The sequence below is a fragment of the Tianweitania sediminis genome (assembly GCF_017813335.1).
GTDB classification, from domain to species: Bacteria; Pseudomonadota; Alphaproteobacteria; order Rhizobiales; family Rhizobiaceae; genus Tianweitania; species Tianweitania sediminis.
In genome coordinates this window covers 227,103-245,192 of record NZ_JAGIYY010000002.1, presented here as the reverse complement: position 1 = coordinate 245,192, position 18,090 = coordinate 227,103, and the positions used below count along the sequence as shown (strand labels likewise).

The following is an 18,090-nucleotide window of genomic DNA, read 5'->3' as shown; positions in this document are numbered from 1 at the left end:
GCAGCGGTAAACGGCAGGGGAAAAAGGCCAAAGTCAGGCGCGGCGCAGAAAACGGATCACCGTTTCGCCGTAGCTGCGGGCATCCTCGGTCACAAAGCCTTGAGGCGGGTCGAAAACGGCCGCGGCACTTTCCTCCACAACGCATAACGCGTCTTCCTGGAGCCAGCCGCCGGACAATGCCGATTGGAGAGCCGCTTGCCCGAGTTCGCGATTGTACGGCGGATCAGCGAACAGAAGGCCAAAGGGCTGCATGGTGCCAACCGGACCTAAGGCGGTTGCGTCGCGACGGAAGATCTTTGTGCGACCGCTTAAGCCGAACGCTTCCACGTTTTGGCGGATCAGGCCCCGGCCCTCAGCTCCTTCTTCGATGAAGACCGTGAACGAAGCGCCTCGCGATAGCGCTTCCAGCCCAAGCGCTCCCGTTCCGGCAAACAGATCGAGCACCCGCCGCCCTTCGAGCGCGCCGGGGTAACGATGCTGCAGCACGTTGAAGACTGCTTCGCGGGTGCGATCGGTGGTGGGCCTGATCAGATCCGAGCGCGGCGTGGCGAGGGCGCGCCCGCGCAGATCACCGCCGACGATCCGCACTTCTTCCACCGCGTGGTGCACCACCCTTCGGCCGATCTCCGCCGCCCGGTCCGGAACGTTTCGGCCCATCGCTGCGCGGACCACGACCGTCACCGCCTTCGGGGCGCGGTCGTCCCTCCCCGCGCGGCTTGAAGCTGCGGCCCGCCGGCTTGCGGTCGCGGAACGGACGGTCGCCGGCTGGACGTTCAGCGCGCGGCCCATCAGGACGTTCGCGCTTCGCGTAAGGCTTGCCCTCGGCAGAGCGGGCACGGAAAGGCTTTGCATCCCCTTCGGGGCGCTCGCCACGGGGCCGGAAGCTGCGACCTTCGGCACCGGCTTCGTCGCGGCGCGGACCGCTCGGGCGCGCGCGGAAGGGCTTTGCGTCACCCTCGGCGCGATCCTGGCGCGGACGGTCTCCCGGCGTTCTTGACCGAGGCGCACGCGCCTCGTCCCGAGCTGCGCGCTCGGCTGCTTCGGCTTCCACCTTTTTGGCATTGCGTGGCCGCGCGCCTGGCGCCATCCAGACATTGGCGCCACGGGGCCGCGGCGGTGTTGCTTCCCGCCGCTCCTCGTCACGCTTGCCCCCACGCGGCCCAGCGGACTTGAAGCCGCCCTTGTCGCCGAAGCGACCCTGAGGCTTGGTTTGCAGCCGGTCCAGCATGTCGGAGCGGTGGTTCTCGCGATCGCGCTTGCGGTTGGGTGCACCTTCACTGCGGCGTTCGCGGCTCGGCTCCTCGCTTCTCGCCGGGGCGGGCGCATCGCGCGCGGGCAAATCAAACACGGCACCGGATTCTTCGATCAGCCGGTCACCCAACTGGTCGCGCAGGTAGCGACCCTTGAGCTCGTGCACCGCACCTTCGGCAAGTTCGCCGATCTGGAAAGGTCCATAAGACACGCGGATCAGCCGCGACACCTCGAGGCCAAGCGCGCCCATGACGTTCTTGACTTCCCGGTTCTTGCCTTCCCGCAAACCGACGGTCAGCCAGGCGTTGCTACCCTGCTCGCGATCGAGCGTCGCTTCGATGGAGCCGTAGAAGACGCCATCCACGGCAATGCCGTTCTTGAGCTCAGCGAGTTTCGCTTCATCCACCGTGCCGTGAACGCGCACGCGGTAGCGCCGCAGCCAACCGGTCGCCGGCAGTTCCAGAACGCGGGCCAGGCCGCCATCGTTGGTGAGGAGCAACAGGCCTTCGGTATTGATGTCGAGACGGCCAACCGTCACGAGGCGCGGCAGGTCGGCCGGAAGCACGTCGAAGATCGTGCGGCGCCCTTCGGGGTCCTTGTTGGTGGTGACAACGCCCGCCGGCTTGTGAAACAAAAATAGCCGCGTGCGCTCGATCTCAGGGATCGGCTTGCCATCCAGTTCGATGCGGTCATTGGCCGTGACGTTGCGCGCCGGCGTATCCAGCACGACCCCGTTGACCTTGATGCGGCCGTCCGCAATCAGTGCTTCGGCGTCACGACGCGAGGAAATGCCCGCACGCGCCAGGCGCTTGGCGATGCGCTCGCCGCTGGTGGGGTTTTCTGCTTCCGGTTCACGGCGCGTCGCCCGCGCTTCGCCCCCATCCCGGTCACGCGGAGGGCGATCGCCAAACGGCTTCTTGCCACCGCCAAACGGCTTGCGGTCACCGAAAGGCTTTTTGTCGCCGAACGCCTTCTTGTCGCCAAACGGCTTATTGTCACCGAAACTGCGGCGCTCGCCGCCTTCGGCATTGTCGCGCGGGCGCTTGTCGCCAAAGCCGCCGCCGGCTGCCGGGCGCTTGCCGGGCCTGAAGGGTTTCTTGCGGTCGTCGTCCATGTGGCCTTCGTTTATCTGGGCGGCTAGGTAAGTACGGCCTGCCGCTTCTGGTATGGCTTATAATGCGGATGGAAGCATGACGCAGCCAGATTTCATGGCCGTCGCCCTTGAAGAAGCAGAAATGGCTGCCGACCGCGGCGAAGTCCCGGTCGGCGCGGTGCTTGTCATCGATGGTCGGATCGTCGCTCGGGCAGGCAACGCGACCCGCCAGCGCAACGATCCCACCGCCCATGCGGAGGTCCTCGTGATCCGCGCCGCCTGCGCCGCGCTTCAACAGGAACGCCTCGCCGGGCTCGACCTTTACGTCACACTCGAACCCTGCGCCATGTGCGCCGGCGCCATCTCCTTTGCCAGGCTGCGCCGGCTGTATTACGGCGCAAGCGATCCAAAGGGTGGCGGCGTGGAACACGGCGGGCGCTTCTTCTCGCAGCCCACCTGTCATCACCAGCCAGACATCTATTCCGGCATCGGCGAAACGCAATCTGCCGCTCTACTGCGCCGGTTCTTTTCAGGCCGCCGCGACGGCTGACCGGATCAGAACGGCAGAATGTCGCGCCAGCTGTTGGTGCCCGACGACTTGCGGGCGGCCGCCTTGGCGCGGCGTTCCTTCACCGCCTCGTCCTCCCCGACATCGCCCACCGGGGCCGTCGGGGCCGGCGCGCGGTAATCAAGCGGCGGCTCGCTCAGATATTTGCGGGTGGTCGGGTTGCCCTGGCGCTGGTCAGCCAAACGGCGGTTGAATTCCTCCCGCTGGACCCGAGCATTGCTTTCCGTTCCGTTCTGGGGAATTTCATTTTCTCGGCCAAAGGCCAGGGGCTGGCGGGCGCGCTGCGACAACGCCAAATCTGGCACCACTTCCGGCCGGTAGTTCGGGTTGTCCTGATTGGCGGTGGCTTCAGCTCGGATCCGCGCCCGCCGCTGTTCAGGAGATTCGGGCCATTGTCCGCCTTCCACAGACGCCACGCTCTGCTGCGGCGGGGGCAGCGCCGGAGTGGCCCCCGGAGCGGGGCGCACGAGTTCGGGACGTGGTTTGTAGTCGATCGGCTCGTCGCGCGACCCACCGACCGCGAACATGCCCGTCAGATCTTCGTAAAGCTGCTCGTTTGCGGTTTTGTCCGTGCCGTAGGTCGGTGAGGACAGGCATCCGGATGCCAGTGCGCTGGCGAGGAGAACCGGGGCAAGACAAGCCATGCGCCCTGCTTTGAAGCGTGTCATTTCGTCGTTTCGCCCTTTGTGTCGTCCTGTTCGAGCCCTGCCTGTTGCGGCGTCCCGAACCCAGCCGAATACGGCACCCCAAGCCGCTGCCCTGCATCGCGAGGGAATCCGGCGACAACAAGGCGTCGCCTGCCATAACGGAAAGCAGGCCGGAGAGCAACGCAACGCGCGGCTTCCGACCTGCCCGGTCTCAAAGCCGGCCGAGTGCCCGCAATTCCTGCAAAGCGGCCGCATCGCGGGCGGATACATCCGGAAAGGCTGGATCACTCCCGACGTCCGTGGTGTAGCGCCAGGAGCGGGCGCATTTCGTGCCGCTCGCCAATCCCGGTACCACGGCCACGCCTGCCACATCATCCAGCGTATAGGCTTCAACCGGGGCCGGATCGCGCGCCACTGTGAGATCGGACGTGATAGCGATCTCGGCCAGATCCACATCGGCCACGGCCGAAGCGAGTTCAGCGTCCGTGACGTAAACCGTGGGCGCCGCTTCCAGCGAGGAGCCGATCACCTTCTTGGCGCGTTCGATCTCAAGGGCGGCCGTGACCACCTTGCGGACCTGCCGGACCTTGCGCCATTTCGCGGCCAAGGCATCATCGCGCCACTCAGCCGGCAGATCCGGGAACTGTTCCAGATGTACCGAAACGGCATCCGGATTTCGGTCGCGCCAGGCTTCTTCCGTTGTGAAGGGCAGCATGGGCGCAAGCCATTTCACGATGCAGTCAAAGAGATGACGCACCACCACCAGCGCGGCCTTGCGCCGGCTGCTCGACGGCGCGTCGCAATAAAGCGCGTCCTTGCGGATGTCGAAGTAGAAGGCCGACAGTTCCACCACCATGAAGTCGATCAGGGCGCGGGTGATGCGCTTGAACTCGAAGTCATCGTAGCCCTTGCGAACGAGTTCATCGAGCTCGGACAGCCGGTGCAGCATGAGCCGCTCGAGTTCCGGCATGTCGGTGAGTGCAACCTCTTCGCCCTCGTCATGCGCCAGCGTGCCCAGCATCCAGCGGATCGTGTTGCGCATCTTGCGATAAGCATCGATGTTGGTTTGCAGCACGTTCTTGCCGAGCCGCTGGTCTTCCCAGTAGTCGGTGGTCATAACCCAAAGGCGCAGGATATCGGCGCCCGACTGCTTCATCACATCCTGCGGCACAACCGTGTTGCCGAGCGACTTCGACATCTTGCGACCGTCCTCGTCCATGGTGAAGCCATGGGTGATGACAGCGTCATAGGGCGCACGACCACGCGTGCCGCAGCTTTCCAGCAGCGAGGAATGGAACCAGCCGCGATGCTGGTCCGAGCCTTCGAGATAAACATCGGCCGGCCACTTCATGTCCGGACGGTCTTCCAGCGTGAAGGTGTGCGTCGAGCCTGAATCGAACCAGACATCCAGGATGTCGCGCACCATGGTCCAGGGCTCATTGGCGCGGGAACCAAGGAAGCGCTCGCGGGCGCCTTCGGCAAACCAGGCATCGGCGCCTTCCGCTTCAAAGGCTTCGAGAATACGGGCGTTGACAGCGTCGTCCTTCAGCACCGCACCGTTCTCATCCGCGAAAACGCAGATCGGCACGCCCCAGGCGCGTTGGCGGGACAGCACCCAGTCGGGGCGATCGGCGATCATGGCGCGCAAACGCGTCTGCCCCTGCTCCGGCACGAAACGCGTCGCGTCGATCGCCGCCAGCGCACGGGTGCGCAGCGTCGTTCCATCACCCAGTTCTTTGTCCATATGAACAAACCATTGCGGTGTGTTGCGAAAGATCACCGGCTTCTTGGAGCGCCACGAATGTGGATAGGAGTGCTTCAGGCGTCCCCGTGCAAACAAGGCGTTAGCCGCGATCAGCGCTTCAATGACCGCCTTGTTGGCGTCGCCCTTCTTGCCGTTGTCGTCGATGACGCGCGCAGCACCGCCTTCGCGATCGGGGCCGAAGCCCGGCGCGTCCTTGGTGAAGAAGCCGCCGTCATCCACGCTGAAGGGAATGATGGTGTCGATGCCGCGGGCGCGCAGCGCAGGGGCAGCATCCATCCAGGCGTCAAAGTCTTCCCGGCCATGGCTGGGCGCGGTGTGGACGAAGCCGGTGCCGGCATCGTCGGTGACATGCTCGCCGGCAACCATGGGGACGGTGAACTCATAACCGCCGCCAAACCCCTTCAGCGGATGCGCAAGCTCAAGGGAAGCGAGCTCTTGCGCCGATACGCTGCGGATGAGAGTCAGGGTGAGCTTTGCCTTGGAAGCCGCGTCCTCGGCAAGCTTGCTTGCGAAGATCAGCTTTTCGCCCGGACGGGGTCCAAAATCGTTCTCGACCGAGCCGACTTCATAAAGCCCGTAGTCCACACGTTCGGAAAACGCGACGGCGCGGTTGCCCGGGATGGTCCATGGAGTGGTGGTCCAGATCACCACTGCGGCGTCTTCCAGATCCGTACTTTCCGCGACGCCCGTTGCAGCAAGCGCATGAGCGATCGCCTGGTCTGAGCCCGACCGCACGGGGAACTTCACCCAGATCGTGTCCGACTCATAGTCATGATACTCGACCTCGGCTTCAGCCAGCGCGGTGCGCTCGACCACCGACCACATCACCGGTTTGGAGCCGCGGTAGAGCTGGTCCGACATCGCAAACTTCAGCAACTCGCCGGCGATGCGCGCTTCGGCGTGGAAGTTCATGGTCGTATAGGGGTTCTTGAAGTCGCCGACGACGCCAAGGCGCTGGAACTCCGCGCCCTGCACGCCGATCCAGCTGGCAGCGAAGTCGCGGCACTCGCGGCGAAATTCGTTGATCGGCACCTGGTCCTTGTCCAGGCCCTTGGCGCGGTACTGCTCCTCAATCTTCCATTCGATCGGCAGGCCGTGGCAGTCCCAGCCCGGCACATAATTGGAATCGAAGCCGCGCATCTGGAACGAGCGCGTGATGACGTCCTTCAGGATCTTGTTGAGGGCATGGCCGATGTGGATGTTGCCGTTGGCATAGGGGGGACCGTCATGCAGGACGTATTTCGGCCGGCCGGCAGCGCTTTCACGAAGCCTGGCGTAAAGGTCCAATTCCTGCCAGCGGCCGACAATCTGTGGCTCCTTGTCCGGGAGACCGGCCCGCATTGGGAAATCGGTCTGCGGCAGGTAAAGCGTTTTCGAGTAATCGAGGGACTGCGCGGTATCGGACATGGGAAAGGGCCATCTTGGGGCGGGCGCGGATGGCCCGGCATCGTAGTTCAGGCTGAAACAAAGATCGCGGGACGATCCGCGCGAGATCCCGGAGCTTCCGGCGGGTTCAAACCGCGCGGAAGACCGGGCTCATAATTCGTATCACGGTGGCAATGAAAAGCGGCTGCCTGCACATGAGCGCGTTCTTAGCCAAGCGCGCCACAATTTCAAAGCGGAATCGCAGTGCGGCCGCTCAGCTGGCGCCGTAGTTCGCTTCGTAGAGACCGCGCTGGCGACGCAATGCAACCATGGTGTTGCGCAACAGGATCGAAACTGTCACTGGGCCGACCCCGCCTGGCACAGGCGTGATCCATGAGGCGATGTCCTTGACGCTTTCGGTATCAACGTCACCCACGACGCGTTCCTTGCCGTCTTCATCCCGCTCGGTGTTGATGCCGATGTCGATCACGGCGGCGCCCGGCTTCACCATGTCGGCGCGAATGAAGCGAGGCCGTCCCACCGCAACAAACAAGGCGTCGGCGCGGCGCGCATGGGCGGCAACCGAGCGTGTCATGTGGTGGCAAACGGTGACGGTCGCGCCTTCGCTCATCAGAAGGAAGGCGATCGGCTTGCCGACGATCTCCGAATGGCCGACGATCACGGCCTCCAGCCCTTTCAGCTCAAGGCCTGTCGACTTCAACAGCTCCACTGAGGCAGCGGCCGTGCAGGGGGCCAGATCGAGCTCGTTGTAGACGATGTTGCCGATCGAGGACGGGTGCATGCCTTCCACGTCCTTCAGTGGATGGATAGCGCGCTGCATCGTGCGCACGGGCAGCGACGGCGGCAAAGGGCGCTGCATGATGATGCCAGTCACGCGCGGATCCGCATTCATGCCGTGGATGGCTGCTTCCAGTTCGGCCGCGGCGACCGATGCGGGAAAGTTGCGCTCCTCGAAATCGAAGCCAACCGCTTCGGCCTTACGGCGCTGGTTGCGGACATAAACATCGACCGCTCCGACATCGCCAACCGTGATCGAAACGAGCTTCGGCTTCCAGCCTTCCGCCGTGGCTGCGAGCGCTTCCTCGCGAACCGCATCGAGGATCCGTTGTGCAACGGGAGCGCCCCTTAGATAACGGTTGTCGTCAACGGCGGTCATGAATCGCTCCTGCTGATGATGCGGCCCCCTCGTAGCGGGCAAAAACAAAAAGGGCGACACGATTCGCGTCGCGTCGCCCCTTTGTCGCGACACGAGGTCCCCACCTCTCGTCGCGTGTGGGGTCGGGCTGGAGGTCCCGACCCCTTGGCAGATTGACCAGCGTCCCCTCGGCGCGCCGGCTCGTTCCCCGCCTAGCTCCTAGATCACCACCACCTTGGTGCCGACCTTAACCCGTTGATAAAGGTCAATCACGTCCTCGTTGCGCATCCGGATACAACCTGAGGACACGTTGGTGCCGATCGTCCAGGGCGCGTTTGTCCCATGAATACGGTAAAGGGTTGAGCCAAGGTAAAGAGCGCGCGCTCCGAGCGGATTTGCCGGGCCACCTTCCATACGGACGGGCAGGATCTTTCCCTTGGCGCGCTCACGCTCGCGCATCTCGGCCGGTGGCGTCCAGGTCGGCCATTCCCGCTTGTTGGTGACCGTTTCGGTTCCGGTCCAACCGAACCCTTCCTTGCCGACGCCCACGCCATAGCGTTTGGCTTTGCCGCCGGCCTGGACGAGGTAAAGGAACTTATCCCGCGTATCGATCACGATTGTGCCGGGGGCATGCTTGCTTTCGTAGGCCACGGTTTGCGGCAGGAACTGGGGAGCGATCTCCTGCCTGGCCATCATGCGGCCTGCGCCCGCGACCGCGGCGGTTTCGATTCGTTCCGGGCGCGGTTCGCGTTCATAGCGGCGCTTGGGCGCGCGGAGCACGGCCCGTGGTTGTGGCGCAACCTGAACCGCGTAGCCATCGGGGACACGGTGAACGCGCCGAACAGCACTCTGCGGCGCCCGTTGCAACTGCATCACCCAAGGCGCGGCGAGATCCGGGCTGATCACCACCGGGGGCCGCTCGCCGTACCGATCGTAACTAAAAGCCGGCACCGTCAATCCCAGGCTGAACGCCAGGGCAACCAAGACATGGGATACGCGCATCACAGCACCTTCACGCAAGGACTTCAGCTGGGAACGGCGGGGAAGCCGGCCCCATTCTTCCGACAACCTTCGGCCCCTGACTCCCAGCAAAAGGTGAATCCCCGTTCGTTAAACTTTGAACCAGCATCAGATCGCGCCAGCTTGGTTACTGTTCGGTTCAGGAATCTGGTAAAGCCGAAATGAAGAGGGTGCGGAGGGATTGATGGCAGAACTGGCCGACGGGCTTACAAGGGGCGACGATGGGATCGTACGATGCGCCTGGGGCGGCAGCGCGCCGGACTACCTGCCCTATCACGACCGCGAATGGGGGTGGCCGGTTGCTGACGACAACCGCTTGTTCGAGAAGATCTGCCTTGAAGGATTCCAGTCCGGCCTGTCGTGGCTGACGATCCTGCGCAAGCGCGAGAATTTCCGCGCGGCTTTCGCAGCGTTTGACTTCACCGTCGTCGCCCATTTCGGCAATGCGGATATCGAGCGGCTGGTTGGGGACGCCGGCATTATCCGCCATCGCGGCAAGATCACGTCCACGATCAACAACGCCAAGTGCGCCGTGGCTTTGAAGGAGGAGTTCGGGTCTCTTGCCGCCTACTTCTGGCGCTTCGAGCCTCCTGCCGACGCACGCCCGGCCATGATGGATTGGGCCACGCTTCGCGCCAATCCCACCACGCCTGCTTCGGTGCGCCTGTCGAAGGACCTGAAGAAGCGCGGCTGGACCTTTGTCGGGCCGACCACGGTCTACGCCTTTATGCAGGCCATGGGGCTCGTCAACGACCATATCGCGGGCTGCGCTTGCCGCGACCAGGTGGAAGCTGCGCGCTCGAACTTCAAGCGGCCGGGCTGACGCTCACTGGCAGGTCAACGAGTTGCCCACCGTCCGGCATTTGGAGCCGTCGGGATTGTAGACCGTGTCGCCGATGCGGTTGGTGCGCGTCGGATCTGTCGGGAAGATCGCATTGCCAGGGCTTTTGGCACGCTGCTGGGGGTTCGTGTAGCGCTGGTTGCCAAGCTGGTCGTTCTGGAATCGGTTGTTCAGCGATGGCGTGGTTGGTGCGCGCTGGCCGGCGCGCCCGTCCGAACAGAAAAAGCTGGAGCCGATCGCGCGGCAATTTTGCGCCGATGCGACGCCTGCCGGCAGGACTAGTGCCGCGGCAAGCGAGATAATGAGAATGCGGGACATCGCGAACTCCTTTCCCTTCTTTGTTATATAGGCAGTGAGCGCCATCGTTCCGTATCCGCTCCGCAAAACTTGAACCGCCCGCCCTCATCCGATAGGACGCGCGGCAACACTGCAGACGGGCTGCTGCCCCCTCCCGACGGACGTTTCCCATGGCCGACAAGCAAGACAAGATGAAGGCGCGCCTGGCGCGCGGCTTCGGCGACCGCTCGGCCGACGACATCCGCGCCACCGAGCGCATGATGGACAAGATCAAGGCCGTTTACGACCTCTACGGCTTCGAGCCGGTGGAACAGCCGCTGATCGAATACACCGACGCGCTCGGCAAGTTCCTGCCCGATCAGGACCGTCCCAACGAGGGCGTCTTCTCCTTCCAGGATGACGACGAGCAGTGGCTGTCGCTGCGCTATGACCTGACTGCCCCGCTCGCCCGCTACGTGGCAGAGAATTTCGAGCGCTTGCCGAAGCCGTTCCGCTCGTATCGCGCCGGCTGGGTGTTTCGAAACGAGAAGCCCGGCCCCGGTCGCTTCCGCCAGTTCATGCAGTTCGATGCCGATACAGTGGGAACGCCGGGCGTCGCCGCTGACGCCGAAATGACCATGATGATGGCCGACGTCATGGAAGCGCTGGGCATCAAGCGCGGCGACTACGTGATCCGTGTCAACAACCGCAAGGTGCTTGATGGCGTGCTGGAAGCGATCGGCCTTGGTGGCGAGGCGAATGCCGGCCGCCGCCTCACCGTTCTGCGCGCGATCGACAAGCTCGACAAGTTCGGCCCGGAAGGTGTGAAGCTCCTGCTCGGGCCGGGCCGCTGGGACGGCGGCGTGGAAGGTGAAGGCGACTTCACCAAGGGTGCCGGATTAAACGAAGAACAAATCACTAAGCTCGGCCGGTTCATCGAATTTGGCCGCTGGCACGATTTCACGGCTGGAAAAGACGGGAGGTCGGTTCAGTCTACGTTAAATGACGAAGGCATGGATTGGCTCGATGACGAAGCTTCTCCTCGTGACCTCTTCCGAGCCCTCGATGCTAGCTTCGGAGAGAACGAAACTGCCTCTCAAGGTATAGACGAACTCAGGCAAATTTCCCAACTTGTGCGCGCTGCGGGCTATGGCGAAAACCGCATCAAGATCGATCCATCCGTGGTTCGCGGGCTCGAGTATTACACCGGCCCCGTTTACGAAGCCGAGCTCTTGGCTGAAATCCCGAACGAGGACGGCAAGATCGTGCGCTTCGGCTCCGTGGGCGGCGGCGGGCGCTATGACGGGCTCGTGTCGCGCTTTCGTGGCGAACCGGTACCGGCCACCGGCTTTTCCATTGGCGTTTCGCGCCTTCAGACTGCGCTGAAGAACCTGGGCAAGCTGGACGTTGCCGATGTCGTCGCACCCGTGGTGGTGCTGGTCATGGACAAGGACACGGAAAGCCTCGGCCGCTACCAGAAGATGGTGGGCGACCTCCGGCGTGCCGGCATCCGCGCCGAAATGTATCTCGGCGGCGCGGGCATGAAGGCGCAGATGAAATATGCCGACCGGCGCGGCGCGCCTTGCGTGGTGATCCAGGGTGGCGATGAGCGCGCCAGGGGTGAAGTGCAGATCAAGGACCTGATCGAAGGCGCGCGGCTGTCGGCCGAAATCACCGACAATGATGCCTGGCGCGAAGGCCGCCCGGCACAGGTTTCGGTGCCGGAAAACGAAATGGTTGCGACTGTGCGCGGGATCCTCGACGCGCAGGCGGCGGACCGGCAGCGCTGACGTGACGCTCGCCGAAACGATCTTGTCTCGCTTCGCGGCCGAGGGCATCGGCCTTGCGGAGGTGCCAATCCTGCAGCCTGCGGACCCCTTTCTCGACATGGCGGGCGAGGACCTGCGGCGGCGCATTTTCCTGACACAGAGCGAGACCGGCGAAAGCCTGTGTTTGCGGCCGGAGTTCACTATTCCCGTGTGCCTCGACCACATAGCGCGACAGGCAGGCACGCCTCGGCGTTATGCTTATCTCGGCGAAGTGTTCCGCCAGCAACGCGACAGCGGGACGGAGTTCCTTCAGGCCGGCATCGAGGATCTTGGCGAGGCCGATGTGGCGCAGGCGGATGCGCGCTCCATTGCGGACGCCTGGCGCCTGCTGCGAGCCGCACTGCCCAACCAGTCCCTTGCCGTCACGATCGGCGACCAGGCGGTCTTCGAGTCCGTGCTTGCAGCGCTGGGTCTGCCGCGCGGCTGGCAGATGCGACTCCTGCGCGCTTTCGGCTCGCCCGCCATGCTCCAAGCTGCATTGGCCGATCTCGCCAATCCGCCGAAACGGCGCAGCCTCGGCACGTCCATTGCCCGGATCGTTGCGGCACGCGACGTAGAAGCGCTGGCGGGCTTTGTGGAAGCGCGGATGAACGAAACCGGTTTGTCGCCTGCAGCGGGACGTTCCCCGACCGAAATCGCGCGGCGCTTGATCGACAAAGCAGAGTTGGGTGCAGTGCGGCTTGCGGACGAAGCGTTCGAGGCGCTTCGGCAGTTCCTTTCCATCCGTGTCCCGCTCAGCCAGGCACCCGCTGCCCTGCAACAGTTTGCCGATGAGGCCGATCTGGTCCTCGACACCGCGCTGGAGCAGTTTTCTCGGCGTGCCGAAGCGGTGGGCGCTGAGGCGGTCGAAAGCGATGCCGTTCTCTACGACGCGTCCTTCGGGAGGCCACTCGATTACTATACCGGCCTGGTTTTCGAGATCCGCGCAGAAAACGATGCCCGCTCGCTCGTGGGTGGCGGGCGATACGACCGGCTGCTGACCATGCTGGGCGCGGCCGATCCCATACCGGGCGTCGGTTTCTCAGTCTGGCTTGACCGCGTGGAAGCCCTGCGAGGCGTCACCCCATGACGCTGACCCTCGCCCTCCCCTCCAAAGGCCGGCTCAAGGAGCAGGCGATCGAGCGCTTCGCGCAAGTCGGGCTTCAGGTGCAACTGCCCACGGATCCGCGCTCCTATCGCGGACGCATCGAGGGACCCCTCCCAATCGACGTCGTCTTTCTTTCGGCTTCAGAAATTGCACAGGAACTCGGGCAAGGCTCCGTGGATCTCGGCGTCACGGGCGAGGATCTCGTGCGCGAAACTCTGGCGAACTGGGAGGTCCACGTTTCCATCGAAGCGCGCCTTGGATTTGGCGCCGCCGATGTTGTGGTTGCCGTGCCCGATGTTTGGCTGGACGTGGAAACCATGGCTGACCTCGATGACGTGGCCGCCGAGTTCCGCCAGCGGCATGGCCGCCGGTTGCGGATCGCCACCAAATACTGGCGGCTGACCCAGCAGTTCTTTTCCCTGAAGCACGGCATTCAGGTTTATCGGATCGTGGAAAGCCTGGGCGCCACGGAGGGCGCTCCGGCAGCAGGCTTGGCGGATGTCATTGTCGACATCACCTCCACAGGCTCAACGCTTACGGCCAACCACCTACGGGTATTGTCAGACGGCATTATCCTGCGATCCCAGGCATGCCTGGTGGCTTCCAAACGCGCCCGATCCGATGAGGACGCGAAAGCGCTGACGCAGGTCGCGAAGCTTCTTGCATGAAAAAAGCCCGGCGCGAGGCCGGGCTTGTGCGTCATGAAAATCGCTTCGCAGAATTCAGGCGCGGCGGGCTTCGATCGAAATCGGCCCGGGCCCGAAAGCTGCGAGTACAAGCAGACCGCCTGCGAGCGCCAGATTCTTCTGGAACGCGATCATCTGCATCATGTCCGACCAGTCGCTATGAGCAACGACTGCGGAAGCCACGCAGAAGATGGCCAGCGCCCAAGCACCCTCACGGGTGCGGAAGCCGAGAAGCACAGCCAGGCCGCCCACGAGTTCCACCAAGCCAACCACAACGGCCGCAACCATAGGAGCCGGTATCCCGAGGCTCGCGAAGTAGCCCGCAGTTCCGCCAAGCGCGGTCAGCTTGCCGAAGCCAGACAGGATGAAGATGATCGACAGCAGAACGCGGCCGATAAGGACGATGGTGGACATGAAGCCTCGCTGGGAAGTTGATGCGCTCTTCATGGCGCATTTTGCTTCCCAGCGTCAGCCTCTCATCAGACGACGCTATGTTCAACTTTGTTGAACGACAGCGCGAAACCTGTTCACAAGTCCCAGAATCTCAGCCCGGGCGGGTCATCGCTTCTGGCTTCACCAACTCGTCATACTCAGCGTCCGTTACTTCCCCGCTTGCGACAGCTTCCTCCCGCAAGGTCGTGCCGTTCTTGTGCGCGGTTTTCGCGATCTTTGCCGCAGCATCGTAGCCGATCTTGGGCGCCAGCGCCGTCACCAGCATCAGCGACTTCTGCATCAGGTCCTCGATGCGACGCTCGTCCGCCTCGATGCCGTCCACGCAATTGTCGGCGAAGGACACCATGGCATCAGCCAGAATGCGGATCGACTGCAACACATTCAACGCGATGACGGGCTTGAAGACGTTCAGCTCGAAATGGCCCTGGCTCGCTGCGAACGAAACGGCGGTCTGGTTGCCCATCACCTGCGCGCATACCATGGTCAGCGCTTCGGCCTGGGTCGGGTTCACCTTGCCGGGCATGATCGAAGAGCCGGGCTCGTTTTCCGGCAGCTTCAACTCGCCAAGGCCCGATCGGGGGCCTGAGCCGAGAAAGCGGATGTCGTTTCCGATCTTGAACAGATCTGCCGCGAGCGCGGTCAGCGAGCCGTGCAGGTCGGTCAGTGCTCCGTGCGAGGCAAGCGCCTCAAACTTGTTTTCGGCGGTGCGAAACGGAAGCGAGGTGATTTCCGAAACGCGATCGGCAAAGGCTTCCGCGAAGCCCACCGGCGCGTTCAGCCCGGTGCCTACGGCGGTACCGCCTTGGGCAAGGGCATAAACGTCTTCCAGGCTGTCAGCGATGCGCTTTTCACCGTATTCCAGCGCCGCAAGGTAGCCGGAAAACTCCTGACCCAGCGTCAGCGGCGTGGCATCCTGGGTATGCGTGCGGCCGATCTTCACGATGGACGCGAAGCTTTCGACCTTCTTTTCCATCGCCGCTTGCAGGTGTTCCAGCGCAGGCAGCAGCCGCTCATGAACTTCCAGCACGGCCGCAATATGCATGGCGGTCGGGAACGTATCGTTCGACGACTGGCTCATGTTGACGTGGTCGTTCGGATGAACCGGCTTCTTGGAGCCCATCGTGCCGCCGAGGATCTCGATCGCGCGATTGGAGATCACCTCGTTGGCGTTCATGTTGGATTGGGTGCCGGAACCCGTCTGCCAGACCACCAGGGGGAAATGGTCGTCGAGTCCGCCGGTGATGACCTCATCGGCCGCCGTGGCGATCGCATCGCCGATCTCCTTGTCGAGCTTGCCGAGGCTCATGTTCACTTCCGCAGCCGCCCGCTTGACCATGCCAAGCGCGTGCACCAGAGGCAAAGGCATGCGTTCGCCGCCGATCTTGAAGTTCTGGAGGGAACGCTGGGTTTGCGCGCCCCAATACCTGTCGGACGGAACATCGATCGGGCCGAAAGTATCGGTTTCGCGGCGCATCTGAGCCATTGCTCGGGTCTCCTGTTTGCCCGTTCGCTAGCACAACGACTTCGCCCCTGCCATCAGGCGCAATCCACCAAAATCGATTGAGTTGATGCTGGCGCAGGCTGGGCGGCACAAATGACCGGCGACACGAACGCAGAAGGCCGGCCGCTGCTGCGACCGGCCTCGTTGCCGTAGATCACGTCGGACTGATGCGCTCAGCGCTTGGCGTCGCGGTCGGCATCGTCCTTGACGTCGCCAAAGCCCTTCTGGACCTTGCCTTCCGCCTTGTCGAGCTTGCCGTCGACCTGCGTGCTTGTATCGCCGGTTGCGCCACCGACGGCGTCCTTCACGGCGCCCTTGATCTGCTTGCCAACGCCTTCAGCCTGGTCTTTGTTCACCATAGCCCAATCTCCTTTTTCTTACGGATCGATATTGGGACAACGCGGCCTATCCGCCATCGTTCCCCATCGGATGCCGATTGCGGAGACAGCGAGGGTACGAAAAAAGGGCGGCATTGCTGCCGCCCTTTCAGAGTACCGTTCGGGATGCCAGACTTAGAAGTCCATGCCGCCCATGCCGCCCATGCCGCCGCCAGGCATACCGCCCGGCATGCCGCCAGCGTCCTTCTTCGGCGCTTCGGCAATCATGGCTTCCGTGGTGATCAGCAGACCGGCAACCGAAGCTGCGTCCTGCAGAGCCGTACGGACAACCTTGACCGGATCAACGATTCCGAGGGCGATCAGATCACCATACTCGTCGGTTGCGGCGTTGTAGCCGAAGGTCGGCGTGTTGTCGTCCATGATGCGGCCGGCCACGATCGATGCCTCGGCACCTGCGTTGGAAGCGATCTGGCGAACCGGAGCCTGAAGAGCGCGGCGAACGATGTTGATGCCAGCGGCCTGGTCGGCATTGATGCCTTCCGAGGTGATCGACTTGGTTGCGCGCAGCAAAGCCGTGCCGCCGCCAGGAACGATGCCTTCTTCAACCGCAGCGCGGGTTGCGTTCAGGGCGTCGTCAACGCGGTCCTTCTTTTCCTTGACTTCCACCTCGGTGGCACCGCCGACGCGGATCACGGCAACGCCGCCTGCGAGCTTCGCGAGACGCTCCTGCAGCTTTTCCTTGTCGTAGTCGGACGTGGTTTCCTCGATCTGCTGCTTGATCTGTGCAACGCGGCCCTGGATCTCCGGCTTCTGGCCGGCGCCGTCGACGATCGTGGTGTTTTCCTTGGTGATCGACACCTTCTTGGCGCGGCCGAGCATGTTGAGGCCAACATTCTCAAGCTTGATGCCGAGATCTTCGGAAATCACCTGGCCGCCCGTGAGGATGGCGATGTCTTCCAGCATGGCCTTGCGGCGATCGCCGAAGCCGGGAGCCTTCACGGCAGCAATCTTCAGGCCGCCGCGCAGCTTGTTGACCACGAGCGTGGCCAAAGCCTCGCCTTCCACGTCTTCCGAAATGATGACCAGCGGCTTCGACGACTGAACAACAGCCTCGAGAACCGGCAGCATCGCCTGGAGGTTGGAAAGCTTCTTCTCGTGAAGGAGAATGTAGGCGTCTTCCAACTCGGCAACCATCTTGTCCGGGTTGGTGACGAAGTACGGCGACAGGTAGCCGCGGTCGAATTGCATGCCTTCAACGACTTCGAGTTCGGTTTCGGCAGTCTTGGCTTCTTCGACGGTGATGACGCCTTCGTTGCCAACCTTCTGCATCGCTTCCGCGATCATCTGGCCGATTTCCTTCTCGCCATTGGCAGAGATGGTGCCGACCTGCGCCACTTCTTCCGAAGTGTTGATCTTCTTGGCAACCTTGCCGAGTTCAGCAACGACTTCGGCCACAGCCATGTCGATGCCGCGCTTCAGGTCCATCGGGTTCATGCCGGCGGCAACAGCCTTGGCGCCTTCCTGAACGATCGCCTGGGCGAGAACGGTTGCGGTGGTGGTGCCGTCACCGGCCTTGTCGTTGGTCTTCGAGGCCACTTCGCGCACCATCTGGGCGCCCATGTTCTCGAACTTGTCTTCCAGTTCGATCTCCTTGGCGACGGTCACGCCGTCCTTGGTGATGCGCGGAGCGCCGAACGACTTGTCGATCACGACGTTGCGGCCCTTAGGGCCCAGCGTGACCTTCACGGCATTGGCGAGGATATCAACGCCGCGCAGCATACGCTCGCGGGCGTCACGGGAGAACTTTACGTCTTTTGCAGCCATGTGCTTGCTCCTGGGCCTGTGGCCCGAATGTCAGGTTGCGGGTGAGCGAAAAAGGCTGATCAGCCGATGATGCCCATGATGTCGGATTCCTTCATGATCAGAAGGTCTTCGCCATTGAGCTTCACTTCGGTGCCGGACCACTTGCCGAACAGAACGCGATCGCCTGCCTTGACGTCGAGGGCAACGATCTTGCCGCTCTCGTCGCGCGCGCCGGAACCAACGGCGATCACTTCGCCTTCCTGCGGCTTTTCCTTGGCGGTGTCCGGGATGATGATCCCGCCGGCGGTCTTTTCCTCGGACTCAACCCGACGAACGACCACGCGGTCATGAAGCGGGCGGAAATTGCTGGCCATATCCAATACTTCCTCGGTTGGATGATGTCGGTTGGTT

The 18,090-nt window shown here is 63.3% G+C and carries 17 protein-coding genes; 5 read left to right on the top strand and 12 right to left on the bottom strand.

The window, feature by feature from the left end:
* Positions 1-33: 33 nt before the first annotated feature.
* A complete protein-coding gene (gene rsmD, locus J5Y06_RS08190) occupies positions 34-588 on the bottom strand; it encodes a 16S rRNA (guanine(966)-N(2))-methyltransferase RsmD (protein WP_342453405.1) in 555 nt (184 codons plus the stop codon).
* A complete protein-coding gene (locus tag J5Y06_RS08185) occupies positions 569-2,365 on the bottom strand; it encodes a pseudouridine synthase (protein ID WP_209334652.1) in 1,797 nt (598 codons plus the stop codon). The genes rsmD and J5Y06_RS08185 overlap by 20 nt, the downstream gene beginning before the upstream one ends.
* 76 nt (positions 2,366-2,441) lie before the next feature.
* On the opposite strand from J5Y06_RS08185, the gene J5Y06_RS08180 reads away from it, so the two are divergent.
* Positions 2,442-2,894: a nucleoside deaminase gene (locus tag J5Y06_RS08180; protein ID WP_209334651.1), complete on the top strand. Its 453-nt coding sequence runs from the start codon at positions 2,442-2,444 to the stop codon at positions 2,892-2,894.
* A 5-nt stretch (positions 2,895-2,899) separates the two neighbouring features.
* Here J5Y06_RS08180 and J5Y06_RS08175 read toward each other — a convergent pair whose 3' ends face one another.
* From J5Y06_RS08175 to J5Y06_RS08160, 4 genes are all read right to left on the bottom strand, one after another.
* Positions 2,900-3,580, bottom strand: a complete 681-nt coding sequence (locus J5Y06_RS08175) for a hypothetical protein (protein ID WP_209334650.1) — start codon at positions 3,578-3,580, stop codon at positions 2,900-2,902.
* Positions 3,581-3,770: 190 nt separating this feature from the next.
* Positions 3,771-6,731, bottom strand: coding sequence for an isoleucine--tRNA ligase (gene ileS / locus J5Y06_RS08170; protein ID WP_209334649.1), 2,961 nt, complete (start codon positions 6,729-6,731; stop codon positions 3,771-3,773).
* 232 nt (positions 6,732-6,963) lie between these two features.
* Complete coding sequence (locus J5Y06_RS08165; protein WP_209334648.1) at positions 6,964-7,866, bottom strand: bifunctional 5,10-methylenetetrahydrofolate dehydrogenase/5,10-methenyltetrahydrofolate cyclohydrolase; 903 nt, start codon at positions 7,864-7,866, stop codon at positions 6,964-6,966.
* Positions 7,867-8,064: 198 nt separating this feature from the next.
* Complete coding sequence (locus tag J5Y06_RS08160; protein WP_209334647.1) at positions 8,065-8,847, bottom strand: L,D-transpeptidase; 783 nt, start codon at positions 8,845-8,847, stop codon at positions 8,065-8,067.
* A 202-nt stretch (positions 8,848-9,049) separates the two neighbouring features.
* Between J5Y06_RS08160 and J5Y06_RS08155 the strand changes: the two genes are divergently transcribed.
* Positions 9,050-9,688, top strand: a complete 639-nt coding sequence (locus tag J5Y06_RS08155; RefSeq protein WP_209334646.1) for a DNA-3-methyladenine glycosylase I — start codon at positions 9,050-9,052, stop codon at positions 9,686-9,688.
* 3 nt (positions 9,689-9,691) lie between these two features.
* Here the strand turns inward: J5Y06_RS08155 and J5Y06_RS08150 are convergent, their stop codons facing one another.
* Positions 9,692-10,024, bottom strand: coding sequence for a hypothetical protein (locus tag J5Y06_RS08150; RefSeq protein ID WP_209334645.1), 333 nt, complete (start codon positions 10,022-10,024; stop codon positions 9,692-9,694).
* A gap of 149 nt (positions 10,025-10,173) precedes the next feature.
* Here J5Y06_RS08150 and hisS point away from each other — a divergent pair, with 149 nt between their 5' ends.
* The 3 genes from hisS to hisG are packed head-to-tail and all read left to right on the top strand — an operon-like array spanning position 10,174 to position 13,566.
* Positions 10,174-11,772, top strand: coding sequence for a histidine--tRNA ligase (gene hisS / locus J5Y06_RS08145; RefSeq protein ID WP_209334644.1), 1,599 nt, complete (start codon positions 10,174-10,176; stop codon positions 11,770-11,772).
* Position 11,773: 1 nt separating this feature from the next.
* On the top strand, positions 11,774-12,880 hold the full coding sequence (locus J5Y06_RS08140; RefSeq protein WP_342453389.1) for an ATP phosphoribosyltransferase regulatory subunit: 1,107 nt from the start codon (positions 11,774-11,776) through the stop codon (positions 12,878-12,880).
* The gene (gene hisG / locus J5Y06_RS08135; RefSeq protein WP_209334643.1) at positions 12,877-13,566 is read left to right on the top strand and encodes an ATP phosphoribosyltransferase; all 690 of its coding nucleotides are present in this window, start codon (positions 12,877-12,879) and stop codon (positions 13,564-13,566) included. The genes J5Y06_RS08140 and hisG overlap by 4 nt, the downstream gene beginning before the upstream one ends.
* A 54-nt stretch (positions 13,567-13,620) precedes the next feature.
* On the opposite strand, the gene J5Y06_RS08130 is transcribed toward hisG, so the two are convergent.
* The 5 genes from J5Y06_RS08130 to groES form a co-directional block, all read right to left on the bottom strand.
* Positions 13,621-13,998, bottom strand: coding sequence for a DoxX family protein (locus tag J5Y06_RS08130; protein WP_209334642.1), 378 nt, complete (start codon positions 13,996-13,998; stop codon positions 13,621-13,623).
* 130 nt (positions 13,999-14,128) lie between these two features.
* Positions 14,129-15,520 carry a class II fumarate hydratase gene (gene fumC / locus J5Y06_RS08125; protein ID WP_209334641.1) on the bottom strand — a complete coding sequence of 464 codons (1,392 nt, stop codon included), beginning with the start codon at positions 15,518-15,520 and terminating at the stop codon, positions 14,129-14,131.
* A gap of 191 nt (positions 15,521-15,711) precedes the next feature.
* The gene (locus J5Y06_RS08120) at positions 15,712-15,897 is read right to left on the bottom strand and encodes a CsbD family protein (protein WP_209334640.1); all 186 of its coding nucleotides are present in this window, start codon (positions 15,895-15,897) and stop codon (positions 15,712-15,714) included.
* Between the two features lie 153 nt (positions 15,898-16,050).
* A complete protein-coding gene (gene groL / locus J5Y06_RS08115; protein WP_209334639.1) occupies positions 16,051-17,700 on the bottom strand; it encodes a chaperonin GroEL in 1,650 nt (549 codons plus the stop codon).
* A 59-nt stretch (positions 17,701-17,759) separates the two neighbouring features.
* Complete coding sequence (gene groES / locus J5Y06_RS08110; protein WP_209334638.1) at positions 17,760-18,053, bottom strand: co-chaperone GroES; 294 nt, start codon at positions 18,051-18,053, stop codon at positions 17,760-17,762.
* Positions 18,054-18,090: the final 37 nt, after the last annotated feature.